The organism is Amycolatopsis sp. Poz14 (assembly GCF_006704225.1).
GTDB classification, from domain to species: domain Bacteria; phylum Actinomycetota; class Actinomycetes; order Mycobacteriales; family Pseudonocardiaceae; genus Amycolatopsis; species Amycolatopsis nivea.
In genome coordinates this window covers 4881351-4897405 of record NZ_JACLHD010000001.1, presented here as the reverse complement: position 1 = coordinate 4897405, position 16055 = coordinate 4881351, and the positions used below count along the sequence as shown (strand labels likewise).

The window sequence follows — 16055 nt, the reverse complement described above, 5'->3', positions numbered from 1 at the left end:
GGTTCGCCCGGGTAAACGCGGATCCGCGCGCATTCGCTGTAGACGACCGCGTTGGTCGCGCGGCCTCGAAGGACTCGATACGGACGAGTCCGGCAGCATCGGACGGCTCGCGCTTTAGCAATGGGCCGCGATCTCGTCGCCTTCGCGCGGGTGCCCGCCGCGGTACGTGAGGGGAACCCTGGGGGAATCTGATTCCGTCGGGGTTCCCCTCACGGCTTTGAACCTGAGCTGCGCGGGCGCTCAGTTGTACTCGGAGATCTCCACCCCGAACGTCCCCGGTTCCAGTGCCTCGAAGATGTGCGGCACGTCCCCCGGATAGCAGATGTAGTCCCCCGGCAGCAGCTCAACCGGGTCGTCCATGATGCCGATCCGCGCGCGGCCGGCGCACAGGACGGTGTGCTCGACCACGCCGCTCATGTGCGGATCCGACCGCCGCGGGACGCCGGGCTCGGCGCTGACCAGGTAGATGTCCCGGCGAGCCGCGGACGGGCACGCGGACAGCAGCGTGCACGCGTAGTCGGCGTGTTCGGCGAACACCGTCGGGCCCTTGCCCGCGCGGATCACCTTCACCTCCTGCCGCTCCGGTTCGACCAGCCGGGAGAACGGCACGTCCAGCGCGACGCCGAGCGCCCACAGCGTCTCCACGCTCGGGTTGCCCGCCCCCGATTCCAGCTGGGACAACGTGGATTTCGCCAGGCCGGCCCGGCGCGCGACCTCGGTCAGCGAGAGGCCGGCGCGGGCCCGCTCGCGGCGCAGGGACGCCGCGATGATCTCCAGCGGCGCACCCGTGCTCTCGTTCGGCATGTGTGTTCGCTCCATCAGTCTTCTCGTTCGCCTTGACGAACAGGCCCCGACGTGTTCAGCATAGGACACTATGCGTTCGATTTGGCGAACACTCGACCGCGGCCTCGCCCGCGACATCGGTCTCGTGTGCCTGGCCGACACCCTCGTAGGCGTGTCCTACGGCGCCATCGCGGTGGGCTCCGGCTTCCCGCTGTGGGCGCCGATGCTGCTCTCCCTGCTGGTTTTCGCCGGCGCGTCGCAGTTCATGTTCGTCGGCATCGTCGCCTCGGGCGGCAATCCGCTCGCCGCGGTGGCCGCGGGACTGCTGGTGAACGCGCGGCACGTGCCGTTCGGCTTCGCGGTCGGCGACGCGCTCGGGCGCGGGCTGCTCGGACGGCTGGCCGGAAGCCACCTGATGATCGACGAATCGGTGGCGTTCGCGCTGACCCAGCGCGACGCGGCCCGGCGGCGGGCGGCGTACTGGGCGTGCGGCGCCGGGCTCTTCGTGTGCTGGAACCTCGGGGTCGTCGTGGGCGCGTTCGCCGGGTCCGCGATCAGCGACACCGACGCGTTCGGCCTGGACGCCGCCTTCCCGGCGGTGCTGCTGGCGCTGGTGCTGCCATCGCTGAAGGACCGGGCGTCGCGGCTGCCGGTGCTGATCGGCGTGGTGGTCGCGCTCGCGGCCACTCCCCTGCTCCCGGCGGGCCTGCCGGTGCTGCTGGCGCTGGTCGGAGTGGTCGCGGGCGCCGCCGCGAAGGAGCCGAAGTCCCTGGAAGGAGCGCACTGATGGACGGCGCGGAACTGATCATCGCGACGCTCGTGCTGGCGGCCGGGACGTTCGCGTTCCGGCTCGCCGGGCCGCTGCTGCGCACGAAAGTGCGATTGTCCCCGAGGGCCGAACGGCTGATGACGCTGTCGGCGGTGGTGCTGCTCGCCGCGCTGGTCGCGACCAGTGCGCTGACCGAGGGGCACGAATTCGCCGGAATCGCCCGGCCCGCCGGCGTGCTGGTGGGCGGGGTGCTCGCGTGGCGGAAGGCCCCGTTCGTGGTGGTCGTGATCGCAGCGGCGGCGACGGCGGCGCTGCTCCGGCTCGCCGGGGTGCCGTAACCGTTCCCGGAACAATTGCGCAGCGAATTCCCGGCGGAATTTTCCGCGCTCAATCTTCCGGCGGGAAAATACCGATCAGGCGCGGGAGACGAATGCTCGTCCCCCGCGCCTGATCGGCGGGGAAATCAGTTTCGGTTCATCGAACGGAAACAGCCCGCGAACCGGTCGTGCCGACCGCGCCGCACGTCGGTTCGTCCGGCTGGGCCGACACGCTCACCGCGTCCCACGCCGCCTTCACCGAGTTGAATTCGGTGCAGCCGTTGGGGAACAGGTTCTTCGCCGCGGTCAGCGTCCAGGTGCGGTAGCTCTGGTAGGAGCTGCCGCTGGTCTTGAGCAGCATCGCGTTGTAGAAGATCTGCACCGCGGTCTTCACGCCGAGCCCGGTGACCGTCGAGTTGTTGCAGGTCGGGCTGGTCGGCTGGCCGTTGGTCGGGTTCGACCCCTCGGCGAGGAGGTAGAACCAGTGGTTGCCGGGGCCGGCCGCGGCATGCACCTCGGTGCCGGGAATCGAGCTGTCGTAGCAGTTCGCGTGGCCGAGCTGGGACGGGTCGTACATGTTGCGGATCGGCCCGCTGCCGACGAGGTTCACCTGGTTGCCGACAAGGAAGTCCGGGACCGCGTACGGCGCGGGCTCGTTCGCGAACCACTCCGACGAGGCGCCGAAGACGTCCGCGACGAATTCCTGGGTGCCGCTGCCGGACATGCTGCCCGGGGTGTGGTCGTCGATGCCGTGGCCGAACTCGTGCCCGATCACGTCGAGCGAGCCGATCCACTGGCCCGCGGTGTTGTTCCCGACCTGGACCTGGGTGCCGTCGTAGTAGGCGTTCTGCTCGTTGAGGCCGACGCGGATCGGCCAGGCGCCGCCGTTGCCGTCGAAGCTGTTGCGGCCCAGCCATTGCGACAGCATCTTGTTCTCTTGCTGGATGCCGTACAGCGCGTCGGCGCAGCCGGTTTCCCGGTCGGTCTCGTCGCCGTTGCCCCAGCTGTCCGTCGACTTGGTGAAGGTCTGCTGGGTGTCCGCGTCCTGGCAGCTGAGGTTCGCGATGTTCGGGTCGGTCATCGAGTATCCGCCCGCGCCGTCCGAGGACGTGTCGAGGTGCAGCGGCTCCGGGCCGTTCCACACGCCCTGCGCGTCGCCGTACGCCACGTGTTCCTGCGTGTGCAGAACCTTTCCGGTCATCGCGTCGACGACGACGTCCAGCTTGCTCGGCCCTTCCGCGTTCCGCCCGGTCACCCGGGTCGTCCAGGCGAGTTTCGGGCTGCCCAAGGCATAAGTGGCGAGCGTCGCGGGCTGCACGCTGTCCACTGTGGGCACTTGAGTGCGGGCGATCGCTTCGGCCTGCTTGGCGGTCAGCTTCGGCGACGTGCTGGGCAGGTCGATCGCGGCGGTCTGCGCGACCGAGGTGGCGAGCACCTGCCCGGCCGAGTTCGTGGCCACGACGAAGTCGCCGCCGATCACCGGGAGACCCTTGTACGAGCGGTCGTACGGCACGTATTTCAGGCCGTTGACCGACGAGATCACCTTGTGCTGCTGGAAAACGTCGTCCTTGCCGGCGTGCAGCGCGGCGGGCCGGGAGGCGACCAGCGCCTGCGCGGCGGTGGCCGCCATGGCTTCGGCGGCCTGCGGACTCTGCGGTTCGAGCGGTTGCGCGTGTGCTGCGGTGGCCGTGGTGACGGCCCCGGCCAGCACCCCGGCTGCGAGCAGCACGAGCGGTCGGCGCGATTTCATCGGCGGTGTTCTCCTCCGGACAGGCCGGATCAGGCCCGGGGGTGGGGGCCGGATTCGGAAGTGGAATGGGATCGAACCCCGCCAAGAGTCGGGTTTTTTCCCACTCCGGACAACCGACGAAGGTCGTTAATTTATCAACTTCGGCGCATGGGTCCCCATTTCCGGTGCCCGCTTTCCGGAAATTCCGCGTTCCGCCCAAGAATCGCCACTCGCCCACCCCGGCAGCAGTCCGGCGTTCCGGATGAATCCGGCGGCAATGAGCCGGTGAATCCTTTGTAGACAGTACGCTTTCCGCTGTCCACAGTGGACTCGACCGGACTGGCGCGCCCGCATCCCGCGGTCAGCGAACGGCTGGTCCCGGGCCGTTCGCCTTGCTTCCCGGCGGGTCGCGGGTGTGTGATCGGAGACACAGTTCTTCCATCCGCCGTCGCTGAGGAGGCCGTCATGGCCGACAAGCAGAACAGGAGTGCCGACCCCGGGGCCGCCGTCGCTGTGGACGACCCCGCCAAGGTGCGCAACGTCGTCCTCGTCGGGCCTTCCGGTTCCGGGAAGACCACGCTCACCGAGGCACTGCTCGCCGCGTCCGGCACGGTGCCGCGCGCCGGTTCGGTCGTCGAGGGCACCACGGTGTGCGACCACGACCCCGCCGCGGTGCGCCAGCAGCGCTCGGTCGGGCTTTCCGTCGCCCCGGTGCTGCACGCCGGGCACAAAATCAACCTCATCGACACCCCGGGGTACGCCGATTTCGTGGGCGAGCTGCGCGCCGGGCTGCGCGCCGCGGACGCCGCGCTGTTCGTCGTCTGCGCCGCCGAGGGCGTGGACGCCGCCACCGTCGCGGTGTGGGAGGAATGCGCGTCGGTGGGCATGCCGCGCGCCGTCGTCGTGTCCCGGCTCGACCACCACCGCGCCGACCCGCTCGCCGAGATCGCCGCCTGCCAAGCCGCCTTCGGCGCGGGCGTGCTGCCGCTGTACCTTCCGGCGCCGGACGGCCTGGTCGGCCTCGTCACCCAGCGCCGCTACGACTATTCCGCCGGCTACCCGCCGCGCGTGGGCGAGCCGGACCCGGCCGTGGCCGAGGAGTTCGCCGAAGCCCGCAACGAGCTGATCGAGGGCATCATCGCCGAGAGCGAGGACGAGACCCTCATGGACCGCTACCTCGGCGGCGAGGAGATCGCCGAGGACGTGCTGATCGCCGACCTCGAGACGGCCGTCGCGCGCGGTTCGTTCCACCCGGTCATCCCGGTGTGCGCGACCAGCGGGGTCGGGCTCGCCGAGGTGCTCGACGGCATCGTGCGCGCCTTCCCCTCGCCGCTGGAGCACACCCCGCCCGGCGTGACCAGCCCCGACGGCGCCGAGCACGCCGCGCTGTCCGCCGATCCGGACGGGCCGCTCGCCGCCGAGGTCGTGCGCACCGCGGTCGACTCGTACGTGGGACGGGTTTCGCTCGTCCGGGTGTTTTCCGGGACGCTGCGGCCGGAGCACCCGGTGCACGTCTCCGGCCACGGCCTCGCCGAACGCGGCCACGAAGACCACGACGCCGACGAACGCGTCGCCCACCTCTACTCGCCGCTCGGCGCGAACCTGCGCGAGGTGCCGTTCTGCGTCGCGGGCGATCTGTGCGCGCTCACCAAAGTGGGGTCCGCCGAAACCGGCGACACGGTGTCGTCGCCGGACGATCCGCTGCTGATCAAACCGTGGCGGATGCCCGAACCGCTGCTGCCGGTCGCCGTCGTCGCGAAGTCCCGCAGCGACGAGGACACGTTGTCCCGCAACCTTTCCCGGCTCGTCGCGGGCGATCCGACCCTGCGCCTGGAACGGAACGCGGAAACCGGGCAGCTCGTGCTGTGGTGCATGGGCGAGGCGCACGCGGAGGTGGTCCTGTCGCGGCTGCGCGCGGGCGGCGCGGACGTCGGCACCGAGCCGGTGCGGATCAGCCTGCGCGCCACGTTCGCGAAACCGGCGCGAGGCCACGGACGGCACGTGAAGCAGTCCGGCGGGCACGGGCAGTTCGCGGTGTGCGACATCGAAGTCGAGCCGCTGCCGCGCGGCGGCGGATTCGAGTTCGTGGACAAGGTGGTCGGCGGCGCGGTGCCGCACCAGTTCATCCCGAGCGTCGAGAAGGGCGTGCGCGCGCAGCTGCAACGCGGCGTCCAGGACGGCTATCCGGTGGTGGACGTGCGCGTGACGCTGACCGACGGGAAGGCGCACAGCGTCGACTCGTCGGACGCGGCGTTCCAGACCGCGGGCGCGCTCGCCCTGCGGGAAGCGGCGGCGGCCAGCCGGATCTCGCTGCTGGAACCGCTGGACACGGTCGAGGTGAGCCTGCCGGACGAACACCTGGGCACGGTGCTGGGCGACCTGTCCTCCCGCCGTGGCCGCGTGCTGGGCACGGAATCCGGCGAAGGCGGGCACACCGTCGTGCACGCCGAGGTGCCCGCGGCGGAACTGCTGCGGTACGCGGTGGATCTGCGCTCGCTGACCTCGGGAACGGCCACGTTCACCCGGCGGCACGCCCGGTTCGAGCCGATGCCGCAGGGGGCGGCGGTACCGACCTGAGCGCGTCTCGTGCGTGTTGATGCCGGTTAGAACCGGCACCGCCGCTCACGACCTGCCACGAGGCAAGCGCCCCAATGCCACATTGGGTGCATGGGACGCACCCAATGTGGCATTGGGGCGCATCGCCGCTCGCGAGTCAGAACTCGAAGCCGCCCGGCCGCCCGTTGCGGTCCGCCACCAATCCGGCCAGCGTCGCGATCGCGATTTCCGCCGGGGTGCGCGAGCCGATGTTCAGCCCGACCGGCCGGTGCACCCGCGCGATGTCCGGTTCCGCCACGCCCAGTGCGCGCAGGGCTTCCACGTGCGGTCCCGGATGCCGCGGGTTGCCCAGCACGCCCACCCACCGCGTCGGCGTCGCCAGTGCGGCTTGCAGGACTGTTCCGAGTTCCGGGCGGTGGTGGTCGGTCACGACGACGTCCGCGTCCGCTCCCGGAGACGGCGCGGTGGTGCGGACTTCGACGCCTTCCGGGACATCGCTGGCCCGCGCCTCGTCCGGCTCGAACAGCACGGCGTGGTAGCCCAGGTCGGCCGCGTAGCGCAGCAGGTACCGGGCCACCGGCGAGGCGAACACGGCCACCAGGGTCCGTTCGGCGGGCGGTTCTTCGACCTCGCCGTGTGCGACGGCGCAGGCATCGGGTTCGGTCGTCATGCGCCTCAGTCTGCCTCAGAGGTCCGGCTCGGCGAATTCGAAGTACTCCGGCAGCGGCGCGGTCCCGGCGAGCTTGAAGTACCGCACCTTCCGCCGCCGCCGCAGCGCCAGCGTGTCCCGCACCGCGTCGTTGTGCACGCGGCGGGCGATGACGACGCGGTGTTCGGCGTCGGTCAGTTCCTCGGCGAGCACGACCGGCAGCCGGGACCGGTCGATCGGGGCCAGGACCAGCGTCAGTTCGTTCTCCGCGGCCTCGCGGTCCGGCCGCGCGGCAGCTTCGGCGCGAGCGGCTGCAGCGTGCAGTTCAGCACCGTCGTGCAGGACCGCGGCGACGGCTCGGGCAACCACGGCTCGGCGCGCGAGAGCGGCTTCCAGAGCGGCCCAGCCCGCGTCGGTCCGGACGTGCAGGCGGTCGAGCCGGTTCGCAGTCGCGACCAGGAACAGCCCGCCGAGCACCACGATCGCGGCCGCCGCCACGAGCAGCCACACCAGCACCGTCACGCGAGCTCCCGCTCCCCCGCCGCGACCAGCCGGGGATCCGCCGCGATGGCCGTCTCGTACACCCGCAGCACCTGCGTGACCACGACCCCCCAGTCGTACGCGGTCACCCGCTCTCCTGCCGCGGCGGCGAGCGACGCGCGGTGCGCCGGGTCGCCCAGGAGTTCGCGCAGGCCGTCGGCCAGGGAGACCGGGTCGCCGGTCGTGGTGAGCATTCCGGCGCGGCCGTCGTCGAGGACGCGGCGGAACGAGTCGAGGCCGCTCGCCAGCACCGCGGTTCCCGCCGCCATCGCCTCGGTGAGGATCATCCCGAAGCTTTCGCCGCCGGTGTTGGGTGCGCAGTAGACGTCCACGCTGCGCAGCGCACGCGCCTTCGTCTCGTCGTCGACCTGGCCCAGCAGCTCGATGTGCGGCCACAGCTGCGGCCCGGCCATCCGCCGCAACTGCTCCGGCTCGCCGCGGCCGACCACGAGCAGCCGCAGGTCCTCGAACTCCGGCAGCAGCCGCCGCGCGGCCTCCAGCAGCACGTCCATGCCCTTGCGCGGTTCGGTGAACCGGCCGACGAACCCGATCGTCCCGCCCGCCCGCGGGTAGCCGTCCAGCGGCAGCGCGCGGGAAAAGAAGTCGACGTCCACGCCGTTCGGGATCTCGACCGCGTCGCCGCCCGCGTGCTCCACCTGCACCCGCCGGGCCAGCGCGGACACCGCGATCCGCGCGGTGATCTTCTCCAGCAGCGGACGCAGCACCGGCTGGAACGCCGCCAGCGTCCGCGAGCGCGTCGTCGCGGTGTGGAAGGTGGCCACGATCGGCCCGTCCGCGACCTTCAGCGCCAGCAGCGACAGGCTCGGCGCGGCCGGTTCGTGCAGGTGCAGCACGTCGAAGCCGTTGTCCCGGATCCAGCGCCGCACCCGGGCGTAGGAAACCGGCCCGAACTGCAGCCGCGCGACCGAGCCGTTGTACGGGATCCCCAGCGCCTTGCCCGCCGGGTGCACGAAATCCGGCAGCTGCGCGTCCTCGTCCGCCGGGGCCAGCACCGACACCCGGTGCCCGCGTTCGAGCAGCGCCTTCGCCAGGTCGATCACGTGTCCCTGGACCCCGCCCGGAACGTCGAACGAGTACGGGCACACGATCCCGATCTTCAACCCGCGCGCCACCCGGGTCAGCTCGCTTCTTCCAGCGCCGTCGCCGCCGCGTCGGCGGGCCAGAACGGCTGCAGCATGTGCCAGTCGGCCGGATGCGCGGCGATGTCGCCGGCGAACACGTCGGCCAGCGCCTGTGTCGCGGCGGGCACCTCGGCCCGCGCGGTGACGCGGATGCGCGGGTGGATCCGGATCTCCCAGCCGTCCTCGGTGAACCAGCAGCCGGTCGGCAGCAGCGCCGCGCCGGTGGTGGCCGCGAGCCGCGCCGGGCCGGGCGGCAGGTGGGTCTGCTCGCCGAAAAACCGCACCGGGATCCCGGACGACGTCAGGTCCCGGTCCCCCAGCAGGACCACCACCTTGTTCTCGCGCAGCCGCCGCAGCAGCAGCCGCATCGCCGCGCTGTCGCCGGTCAGCGGCACGATCTCGAAGCCGAGCGACTCCCGGAACGACACGAACCGGCGGTACAGCGATTCGGGCTTGAGCCGTTCCGCGACTGTGGTGAAGGTGCCCGCGTAACTCGCGAGCCAGACTCCGGCGATGTCCCAGTTCCCGCTGTGGGGCAGCGTCATCACCGCGCCGTTGCCCTCGGCGAGCGCGGCGTCGATGTTCTCCGCGCCGGTCACCGTCACCTGCTTCGCGACCGCCGCGTGGTCCATCGCCGGGAGCCGGAAGGTCTCGAACCAGTACCGCGCGTACGACCGCATCGCGCGCCGCACCAGCTCGTCCAGCTCCGCTTCGCCTGCCTGCGGCACGACGCGCGCGAGGTTGGCGCGCAGCTGCCGCACTCCCCCGCCGCCGCGCCGCGCGGCCATGTCGGCGCCGAAGGCGAAGGTCGCCGACCCGAACGACTTCGGCACCCGCCGGACGAACCGCCAGCCCGTCGCGTAGCCGAACTCGCTGAGCCGCTGGGACAGTGTGCTCACGGTTGCGCCCCGCCTGCCGATGAGTCGGCCTGTTTCGCCGCGGCCGCCCGCGCCGCGCTCGCCACCGCCGCGGCCCGCTGCAGCAGCGTGACCACCGACAGCACGGCGAGCAGCCACAGCGTGATCTCGACGGTGTAGGGCACGCCCAAGCCGTGCAGCCCGGTGCCGACGAGGGCGATGATGAGCCGCTCCGCGCGTTCCACCAGCCCGCCGTCGGCTTCGAGGCCGGACGCTTCGGCGCGCGCCTTCACGTAGGAAATGACCTGGGCCAGCACGAGGCAGATCAGCGCGGCGGCCGCGGCCCGGTTGTTGTGGTCCTGGACGAAGCACCACCACGCGATCGCGGCGAACAGCGCGCCGTCGACCAGCCGGTCGCACGTCGCGTCGAGCACCGCGCCGAAGGGCGTGCCGTACCCGCGGGCGCGGGCCATCGCGCCGTCGAGCAGGTCGAGCATGGCGAAGCCCCACACGGTGAACGTGCCCCACAGCAGCATCCCCTGCGGGAAGAACGCCAGCGCGCACGCGACGGCGCCCGCGGTGCCGAGCACGGTCATCGCGTTCGGGGTCAGTCCGGCGCGGACCAGGGCGGCGCCGATCGGGTCCGTCACACGGGAGACCGAGGCACGGGCGAAAATGTTGAGCATCTTCCTCGTCTGTGCACCTGATTCGGGGGCGGGTGGGCGACGAAAGCCTATCGACCCCGCTGTCCGAACCGGACCCGCCCGCCCGCGACCCGCCGGAACGTCAGCCGGATTTCGGCAGTTCGGCGAGCGGCGCGGCCAATTCAGCCGCCTCCTCGGCCTCCCGGACGGCCTGGCACTTGGGCCGCAGCCCGGCCAGGATCGCCTCGGAAATCTCGCCGAGCTGGCGCACCTGCTCGGCGCTCAGCTGGTCGAACAGCGTCTCCCGGACCGCCTCGACGTGCCCGGGCGCGGCCTCCTCCAGCGCGGCGAACCCGGAGTCGGTGAGCACCGCCCACGACCCTCGCTTGTCCGTGGGGCACGACTCGCGCTGGACCCAGCCCTTCGCCTCCAGCCGCGCCACCGCGTGCGACAGCCTGCTGCGCGACGAACCGCGCACCGACGCGAGTTCGCTCATCCGCAGCCGCCGTCCCTCCGCTTCGGACAGCGCGACGAGCACCTCGTAGTACGTGTGCGGCATGCCCGACTCGTGCTGCAGCTGTCCTTCGAGGTGGGCGTGCAGCAGCGAACTGGCCTGGGCGTAGGCGCGCCAGACCCGCTGCTCTTCGTCGGTCAGCCAGCGTGGTTCGGACATATCGTCATCATACGCTGGTTGAGCACTCAATTACCGCCGCGCTACGGGCCTCACCACGCGCCCGCGAGCAGGTCGCGGGTTTCGCCGAGCAGCTGCGGCAGCACCTTCGTGTGCCCGATCACCGGCATGAAGTTCGCGTCGCCGCCCCAGCGCGGCACCAGGTGCTGGTGCAGGTGCGCGGCGATGCCCGCCCCGGCGATCACGCCCTGGTTCATCCCGATGTTGAACCCGTGCGCCGCCGAGACCGCCCGGATGACGCCCATCGCGTGCTGGGTGAACTCGGCCAGCTCGCGCGTCTCCTCGGGCGTCAGGTCCGGGTAGTCCGCGACGTGCCGGTACGGGACCACCATCAGGTGCCCCGGGTTGTACGGGTACAGGTTCAGCACCGCGAACACGGTTTCGCCTCGCGCGACGATCAGCGCGCGCTTGTCGTCGCCGAGACCGGGCAGACGGCAGAACGGGCAGCCGTCGGACTCCTCGCCCTCGGGCTTGTCCTGGCCGCGGATGTAGGCCATCCGGTGCGGGGTCCACAGCCGCTGCAGCGCGTCCGGGACCCCGACCCCGTCCTGTTCGACGAGTTCCGGCTCGGTCACTTCAGGATCTTCTCCACGGCCTCGGCCGACGGCGACGCGTTCTCCCGGCGCTCGACCCATTCGGCGATCGCGTCGACCGCCTGGTCCACCGGGATCCCGTTGATCTGGCCGCCGTCGCGGAACCGGAACGACACCGCGCCCGCCTCCGCGTCCTTCGCGCCGGCCAGCAGCAGGAACGGCACCTTCTGCGTGGTGTGCGTGCGGATCTTCTTCTGCATCCGGTCGTCGCTCGCGTCGACCTCGACGCGGATCCCCTTGGCGCGCAACGCCTTCTCCACGCCGCGCAGGTACTCGACCTGGTCGGCGGTGATCGGGATGGCGACCGTCTGCACCGGCGACAGCCACGCTGGGAACGCGCCCGCGTAGTGCTCGGTCAGCACGCCGAAGAACCGCTCGATCGAGCCGAACAGCGCGCGGTGGATCATGATCGGCCGCTGGCGGCTGCCGTCGGACGCGGTGTACTCGAGGCCGAACCGCTTGTTCTGGTTGAAGTCGAGCTGGATGGTCGACATCTGCCAGGTGCGGCCGATGGCGTCCTTCGCCTGCACCGAGATCTTCGGGCCGTAGAAGGCCGCGCCGCCCGGGTCCGGCACCAGTTCGAGGCCGGAGTCGACGGCGGCCTGGCGCAGCGTCTCGGTGGCCTCCTCCCACTCCCAGTCCTCGCCGATGAACTTGTCCGAGTCGCCCCGGGTGGACAGTTCGAGGTAGAAGTCGGACAGGCCGTAGTCGGCCAGCAGGTCCAGCACGAACTTGAGCAGCGACCGCAGTTCGGACGGCATCTGCTCCTTGGTGCAGTAGATGTGCGAATCGTCCATCGTCAGGCCGCGCACGCGGGTGAGGCCGTGCACGACGCCGGACTTCTCGTAGCGGTAGACGGTGCCGAATTCGAACAGCCGCAGCGGCAGTTCGCGGTAGGACCGCCCGCGCGAGCGGAAGATCAGGTTGTGCATCGGGCAGTTCATGGCCTTGAGGTAGTAGTCCTCTTCCTCGAACTGCACCGGCGGGAACATGGTGTCCGCGTAGTACGGGAGGTGCCCGGAGGTGTGGAACAGGTCGCCCTTGGAGATGTGCGGCGTGTTCACGAACTCGTAGCCGGCCTCCTCGTGGCGGCGGCGCGAGTAGTTCTCCAGTTCGCGGCGGATGATGCCGCCCTTGGGGTGGAACACCGGCAGGCCGGAGCCGATCTCCTCGGGGAAGGAGAACAGGTCCAGCTCCGCGCCGAGCTTGCGGTGGTCGCGGCGCTCCGCCTCGGCGATGCGCTCGAGGTGGGCGTCCTGCGCCTCGGCCGATTCCCACGCGGTGCCGTAGATCCGTTGCAGCTGCGGGTTTTTCTCGTTGCCGCGCCAGTACGCGGCGGCCACCCGGGTGAGCTTGAAGGCCGGGATGAACTTGGTGGTGGGCACGTGCGGGCCGCGGCAGAGGTCGCTCCACACGCGCTCCTTGGTGCGCGGGTCGAGGTTGTCGTAGATGGTCAGCTCGCCAGAGGAGGAACTGTCCACCTCCATGACCTCGCTGGTGTCCACAGCGTCCACATCGGACTTGAGGTCCACCAGCTCGAGCTTGAACGGCTCGTTCGCCAGTTCCTCTTTGGCCTCGTCGGCGGAGGCGAACACGCGGCGCGAGAACTGCTGCGCGCCCTTGACGATCTGCTTCATCCGCTTCTCGAGCTTCTGCAGATCCTCGGGCGTGAACGGCTTTTCGACGGCGAAGTCGTAGTAGAAGCCGTCGCGCACCGGCGGGCCGATGCCGAGCTTGGCGTCCGGGAATTCCTGCTGCACGGCCTGGGCGAGCACGTGCGCGGCGGAGTGCCGGATCACGCTGCGGCCGTCCTCGGTGTTCGCCGCGACGGCCTCGACCTGGGCTTCGGCTTCCGGCGCCCACGCGAGGTCGCGCAGCTTCCCATCGGCGTCGCGGACGACGACGATCGTGTCCGGGCCCTTGGTGGGCAGCCCGGCTTCGCGCACCGCGGCGCCCGCCGTAGTGCCCGCCGGCACCACCACGCGCGGGGCGGGTACGGCGGCAGCTGACGACGGTTGGGACACGATCGGACTCCTTTGGGAGATGTGACTGAAACGGCTTCCGCTGATGCTAGCCGTCGGCGGGTTCGCCGATTCGACCGCCGTCAGCCAACACTGCCCCCGGACGCCGAAAGGCCGCCCCGGGCGTGCGGGGCGGCCTCCCGGCGGCGCGGGAAGGATCAGAGAGTGTCGACGACCTGGTCGAAGTCGAGCCGCGGCAGGCGGTCGAACCACGGGTTCTCGCCCGGCTTGCCGATGTTCACCGCGACGAGCGAACGCCAGTTGTTGCCGGAGAAGAACTCCTTGTCGACGCCCGCGGCGTCGAAGCCGGTCATCGGGCCCGCGGCCAGCCCGGCGGCGCGCACGCCGATGATGAAGTAGCCGACCTGCAGCAGCGAGTTCAGCTTGGAGAACTCGACGCGGCCGGACTCCTCGGCGAACATGTCCTTCACCCCGGGGTTGTGCGGGAAGGTCTGCGGGATGTTCTCGTGGAAGTCGACGTCCGCGGCGAGGATCACGGTCAGCGGCGCGGCCTCGGTCTTCGCGCGGTTGCCCTCGGCCATGTGCGGCAGCAGGCGCTGCTTGGCCTCGTCGCTGCGGATCACCAGCGCGCGCAGCGGCTGGGTGTTCATCGAGGTCGGGGCCCACTTGACGAGGTCGTAGATCGCGCGGACCTGCTCGTCGGTCACCGGCTCCGAGCTGAAGCTGTTGGCCGTGCGCGCCTCGCGGAACAGCAGGTCCTGCACCTCGGCGGGCACCTGCAGCTGCTGGGACTCTGCGAAAGTAGTCATCGGTTCGGCGTTCCTTCCGTGCTGTCGCCTACGCACGGCACCAACATGGTTGAACGCTTGACTATTTCGCTCACGGCCCGGTTGTGACTCAGCGCACAGGAAGGCCGCCGGCCCGTTACGGGGCCGGCGGCCGCGGAAGGAACGATCTTCGCAGGTCAGTAGGCGCCCTGCCCGGCGAGGACCGCGCGGAAGGTCTTCCAGAGGATCACCAGGTCCAGTGCCAGCGACCAGTCCTCGACGTAGCGCAGGTCGAGCCGGATGCTCTCGTCCCAGGAAAGGTCGCTGCGCCCGCTCACCTGCCACAGCCCGGTCAGCCCCGGCTTCACCAGCAGCCTGCGGCGCGCGGCCGGAGCGTACGTCGCCGTCTCCTCCGGCAGCGGCGGCCGGGGCCCGACCAGCGACATCCGCCCGGAGACGACGTTGAACAGCTGCGGCAGCTCGTCGAGCGAGTACCGGCGCAGCAGCCCGCCGACCTTGGTGACCCGCGGGTCCTTCTTCATTTTGAAAAGCGGCCCTGCGCCTTCGTTCGCGTTCTCCAGGTCGCGCCGGATGAGGTGCGCGTTCACGACCATGGTGCGGAATTTGAGCATGGTGAACGCTTCGCCGTCCTTGCCGATGCGCCGCTGCCGGTAGACCACCGGACCGCGGTCGCCCGCCTTCACCGCCACCGCGATCGCCAGCAGCACCGGGGAGAACAGCGCCAGCAGCAAGGTCGCGCCGCAGCGGTCGACGACCTCTTTGACCAACCGGCGCCCGCCGGTGAACGCGGGCGCGGTCACCCGAAGCAGCGGCATGCCCAGGACTCCGCTGACGTTCAGCCGCGGCCCGGCGACCTCCATCAGCACCGGCGCGACGACCATTTCCGACGAGGTGCCTTCGAGATCCCAGGCGAGCCGCTGCAGCCGCTCGGGATTCCAGTACTGGTCGGCTGTGATGGCGACGACCCGGTACCCGCCGCGGCGCACGTGCCGGGACAGCTCCTCCAGCCGCCCGACGACCGGAACCCCGTCGATCTCCCCGTGCCCGGTGGACGTGCAGACCGCCTCGACCCGCCATCCGACGTGCGCTTCGGTCCGCGTCCGCTTGATCAGGTCCGCGACCGTTTCCGCGCTGCCCGCCGCCATGACCGGCAGCAGGCACAGCCCGCGCCGCCGTCTCCGGTGCAAGATCTGGCGGAGCACGTATCGCTGGGGAAACAGCACTAAGGCGACAGCGGGGACTACGAAAAACACCCAGGGCTGCACTTCGAGCGCGCCGAACAGCAGTCCGCCGAACGCGACCAAGACCGCCGCAGTGATCAGCGCCCGACCCAGCGTGCGGTACTCCTCGGGACCCTCCCCCAGCACCCGGGCACTCCAGGCCCGGCTGGCCGGAAGGGCGCAGAGGATCGCGAACGCGGTGCCGAACGCGTGCATGTCGTGCGGCGCCAGCCGGTCGATGACGAAGGCGCTGATCGCGATCACCACGCACGCCGCGACGAGATCCGACACGATGACCGTCCGGCGGTAGCGTTTCTCCCACTCCGCGGCGTGCGTTTTCGGCGGATCGCCTTCTTCCGGCGAGGACGCCGGGACGGGATCGAGCCGGTCTTCCGCGGCGGGATCCACGCGGTCCTCGGCGGCGGGGTCGAGCCGGTGCTTGCCGACAGGCTCCAGCCGGTGCTCGGCGGCGGAGTCGAGCCGGTCTTCCGCGACCCGGCCGGGCGGCGGCACCGCCACGTCGACCGGCGGCGCGGGAACCGCCCTGAGGTCGACCCGCGGCAGCCCGACGCTGTCCGCGGGCCATGACCGCACCGGTTCTTCCATCAGTCCTCCCGCGCTGCGCAAGCTCCCCGGACCTGATCGCCACCGGCACGCTGAGTCAGGGCCGATGATCACAACCGGTGATCACGAGACGGTCCGGCTCCACGTCGCCGAAGGTGTGACACTCGCCAAGGTATCGGGTGGTCAGCGAGCGGTGTTACAGAGATTTTCCAGCCACGGCCTGCGAGTCTT

At 70.9% G+C, this 16055-nt stretch carries 15 protein-coding genes; 3 read left to right on the top strand and 12 right to left on the bottom strand.

Annotated features, from left to right (window positions below; translation table 11 throughout):
• Positions 1–240: 240 nt before the first annotated feature.
• Complete coding sequence (locus FKO37_RS23225) at positions 241–804, bottom strand: helix-turn-helix domain-containing protein (protein WP_037815642.1); 564 nt, start codon at positions 802–804, stop codon at positions 241–243.
• A 70-nt stretch (positions 805–874) separates the two neighbouring features.
• Between FKO37_RS23225 and FKO37_RS23220 the strand changes: the two genes are divergently transcribed.
• Complete coding sequence (locus FKO37_RS23220; RefSeq protein ID WP_238605738.1) at positions 875–1570, top strand: AzlC family ABC transporter permease; 696 nt, start codon at positions 875–877, stop codon at positions 1568–1570.
• Positions 1570–1890, top strand: coding sequence for an AzlD domain-containing protein (locus FKO37_RS23215; RefSeq protein ID WP_238605737.1), 321 nt, complete (start codon positions 1570–1572; stop codon positions 1888–1890). The genes FKO37_RS23220 and FKO37_RS23215 overlap by 1 nt, the downstream gene beginning before the upstream one ends.
• A gap of 136 nt (positions 1891–2026) precedes the next feature.
• On the opposite strand, the gene FKO37_RS23210 is transcribed toward FKO37_RS23215, so the two are convergent.
• Positions 2027–3619, bottom strand: a complete 1593-nt coding sequence (locus tag FKO37_RS23210) for a M4 family metallopeptidase (protein WP_238605736.1) — start codon at positions 3617–3619, stop codon at positions 2027–2029.
• A 444-nt stretch (positions 3620–4063) separates the two neighbouring features.
• Here FKO37_RS23210 and FKO37_RS23205 point away from each other — a divergent pair, with 444 nt between their 5' ends.
• Positions 4064–6175, top strand: coding sequence for an elongation factor G-like protein EF-G2 (locus FKO37_RS23205; RefSeq protein ID WP_238605735.1), 2112 nt, complete (start codon positions 4064–4066; stop codon positions 6173–6175).
• Positions 6176–6311: 136 nt separating this feature from the next.
• Here FKO37_RS23205 and FKO37_RS23200 read toward each other — a convergent pair whose 3' ends face one another.
• From FKO37_RS23200 to FKO37_RS23155, 10 genes are all read right to left on the bottom strand, one after another.
• On the bottom strand, positions 6312–6824 hold the full coding sequence (locus FKO37_RS23200; protein ID WP_238605734.1) for an XdhC family protein: 513 nt from the start codon (positions 6822–6824) through the stop codon (positions 6312–6314).
• A gap of 15 nt (positions 6825–6839) precedes the next feature.
• Positions 6840–7325, bottom strand: a complete 486-nt coding sequence (locus FKO37_RS23195; RefSeq protein WP_043835892.1) for a hypothetical protein — start codon at positions 7323–7325, stop codon at positions 6840–6842.
• Positions 7322–8464, bottom strand: a complete 1143-nt coding sequence (locus tag FKO37_RS23190) for a glycosyltransferase family 4 protein (protein ID WP_037815685.1) — start codon at positions 8462–8464, stop codon at positions 7322–7324. Before FKO37_RS23190 ends, FKO37_RS23195 begins: the two co-directional genes overlap by 4 nt.
• A 17-nt stretch (positions 8465–8481) precedes the next feature.
• A complete protein-coding gene (locus tag FKO37_RS23185; protein WP_037815633.1) occupies positions 8482–9384 on the bottom strand; it encodes a phosphatidylinositol mannoside acyltransferase in 903 nt (300 codons plus the stop codon).
• Entirely contained in the window at positions 9381–10028 is a 648-nt protein-coding gene (gene pgsA / locus FKO37_RS23180) for a phosphatidylinositol phosphate synthase (protein WP_037815631.1), read from the bottom strand. The genes FKO37_RS23185 and pgsA overlap by 4 nt, the downstream gene beginning before the upstream one ends.
• Before the next feature lie 100 nt (positions 10029–10128).
• Positions 10129–10659: a MarR family winged helix-turn-helix transcriptional regulator gene (locus FKO37_RS23175; protein WP_037815629.1), complete on the bottom strand. Its 531-nt coding sequence runs from the start codon at positions 10657–10659 to the stop codon at positions 10129–10131.
• Positions 10660–10709: 50 nt separating this feature from the next.
• Complete coding sequence (locus FKO37_RS23170) at positions 10710–11252, bottom strand: HIT domain-containing protein (protein ID WP_037815627.1); 543 nt, start codon at positions 11250–11252, stop codon at positions 10710–10712.
• Positions 11249–13294 (bottom strand): threonine--tRNA ligase, encoded by a 2046-nt coding sequence (thrS, locus tag FKO37_RS23165; RefSeq protein WP_037815625.1) that lies wholly within the window; start codon positions 13292–13294, stop codon positions 11249–11251. The genes FKO37_RS23170 and thrS overlap by 4 nt, the downstream gene beginning before the upstream one ends.
• 155 nt (positions 13295–13449) lie before the next feature.
• On the bottom strand, positions 13450–14061 hold the full coding sequence (locus FKO37_RS23160; RefSeq protein ID WP_238605733.1) for a malonic semialdehyde reductase: 612 nt from the start codon (positions 14059–14061) through the stop codon (positions 13450–13452).
• 155 nt (positions 14062–14216) lie between these two features.
• A complete protein-coding gene (locus FKO37_RS23155) occupies positions 14217–15866 on the bottom strand; it encodes a sugar transferase (protein ID WP_238605732.1) in 1650 nt (549 codons plus the stop codon).
• Positions 15867–16055 lie beyond the last annotated feature (189 nt).

Bases quoted from the DNA above. Each gene is read 5' to 3' on its own strand.
- FKO37_RS23225 (WP_037815642.1), bottom strand. From the start codon at position 804: ATGCCGAACGAGAGCACGGGTGCGCCGCTGGAGATCATCGCGGCGTCC.
- pgsA (WP_037815631.1), bottom strand. From the start codon at position 10,028: ATGCTCAACATTTTCGCCCGTGCCTCGGTCTCCCGTGTGACGGACCCG.
- FKO37_RS23155 (WP_238605732.1), bottom strand. From the start codon at position 15,866: ATGGAAGAACCGGTGCGGTCATGGCCCGCGGACAGCGTCGGGCTGCCG.
- FKO37_RS23215 (WP_238605737.1), top strand. From the start codon at position 1,570: ATGGACGGCGCGGAACTGATCATCGCGACGCTCGTGCTGGCGGCCGGG.
- FKO37_RS23210 (WP_238605736.1), bottom strand. From the start codon at position 3,619: ATGAAATCGCGCCGACCGCTCGTGCTGCTCGCAGCCGGGGTGCTGGCC.
- FKO37_RS23220 (WP_238605738.1), top strand. From the start codon at position 875: ATGCGTTCGATTTGGCGAACACTCGACCGCGGCCTCGCCCGCGACATC.
- FKO37_RS23175 (WP_037815629.1), bottom strand. From the start codon at position 10,659: ATGTCCGAACCACGCTGGCTGACCGACGAAGAGCAGCGGGTCTGGCGC.
- FKO37_RS23200 (WP_238605734.1), bottom strand. From the start codon at position 6,824: ATGACGACCGAACCCGATGCCTGCGCCGTCGCACACGGCGAGGTCGAA.
- FKO37_RS23160 (WP_238605733.1), bottom strand. From the start codon at position 14,061: ATGACTACTTTCGCAGAGTCCCAGCAGCTGCAGGTGCCCGCCGAGGTG.
- FKO37_RS23205 (WP_238605735.1), top strand. From the start codon at position 4,064: ATGGCCGACAAGCAGAACAGGAGTGCCGACCCCGGGGCCGCCGTCGCT.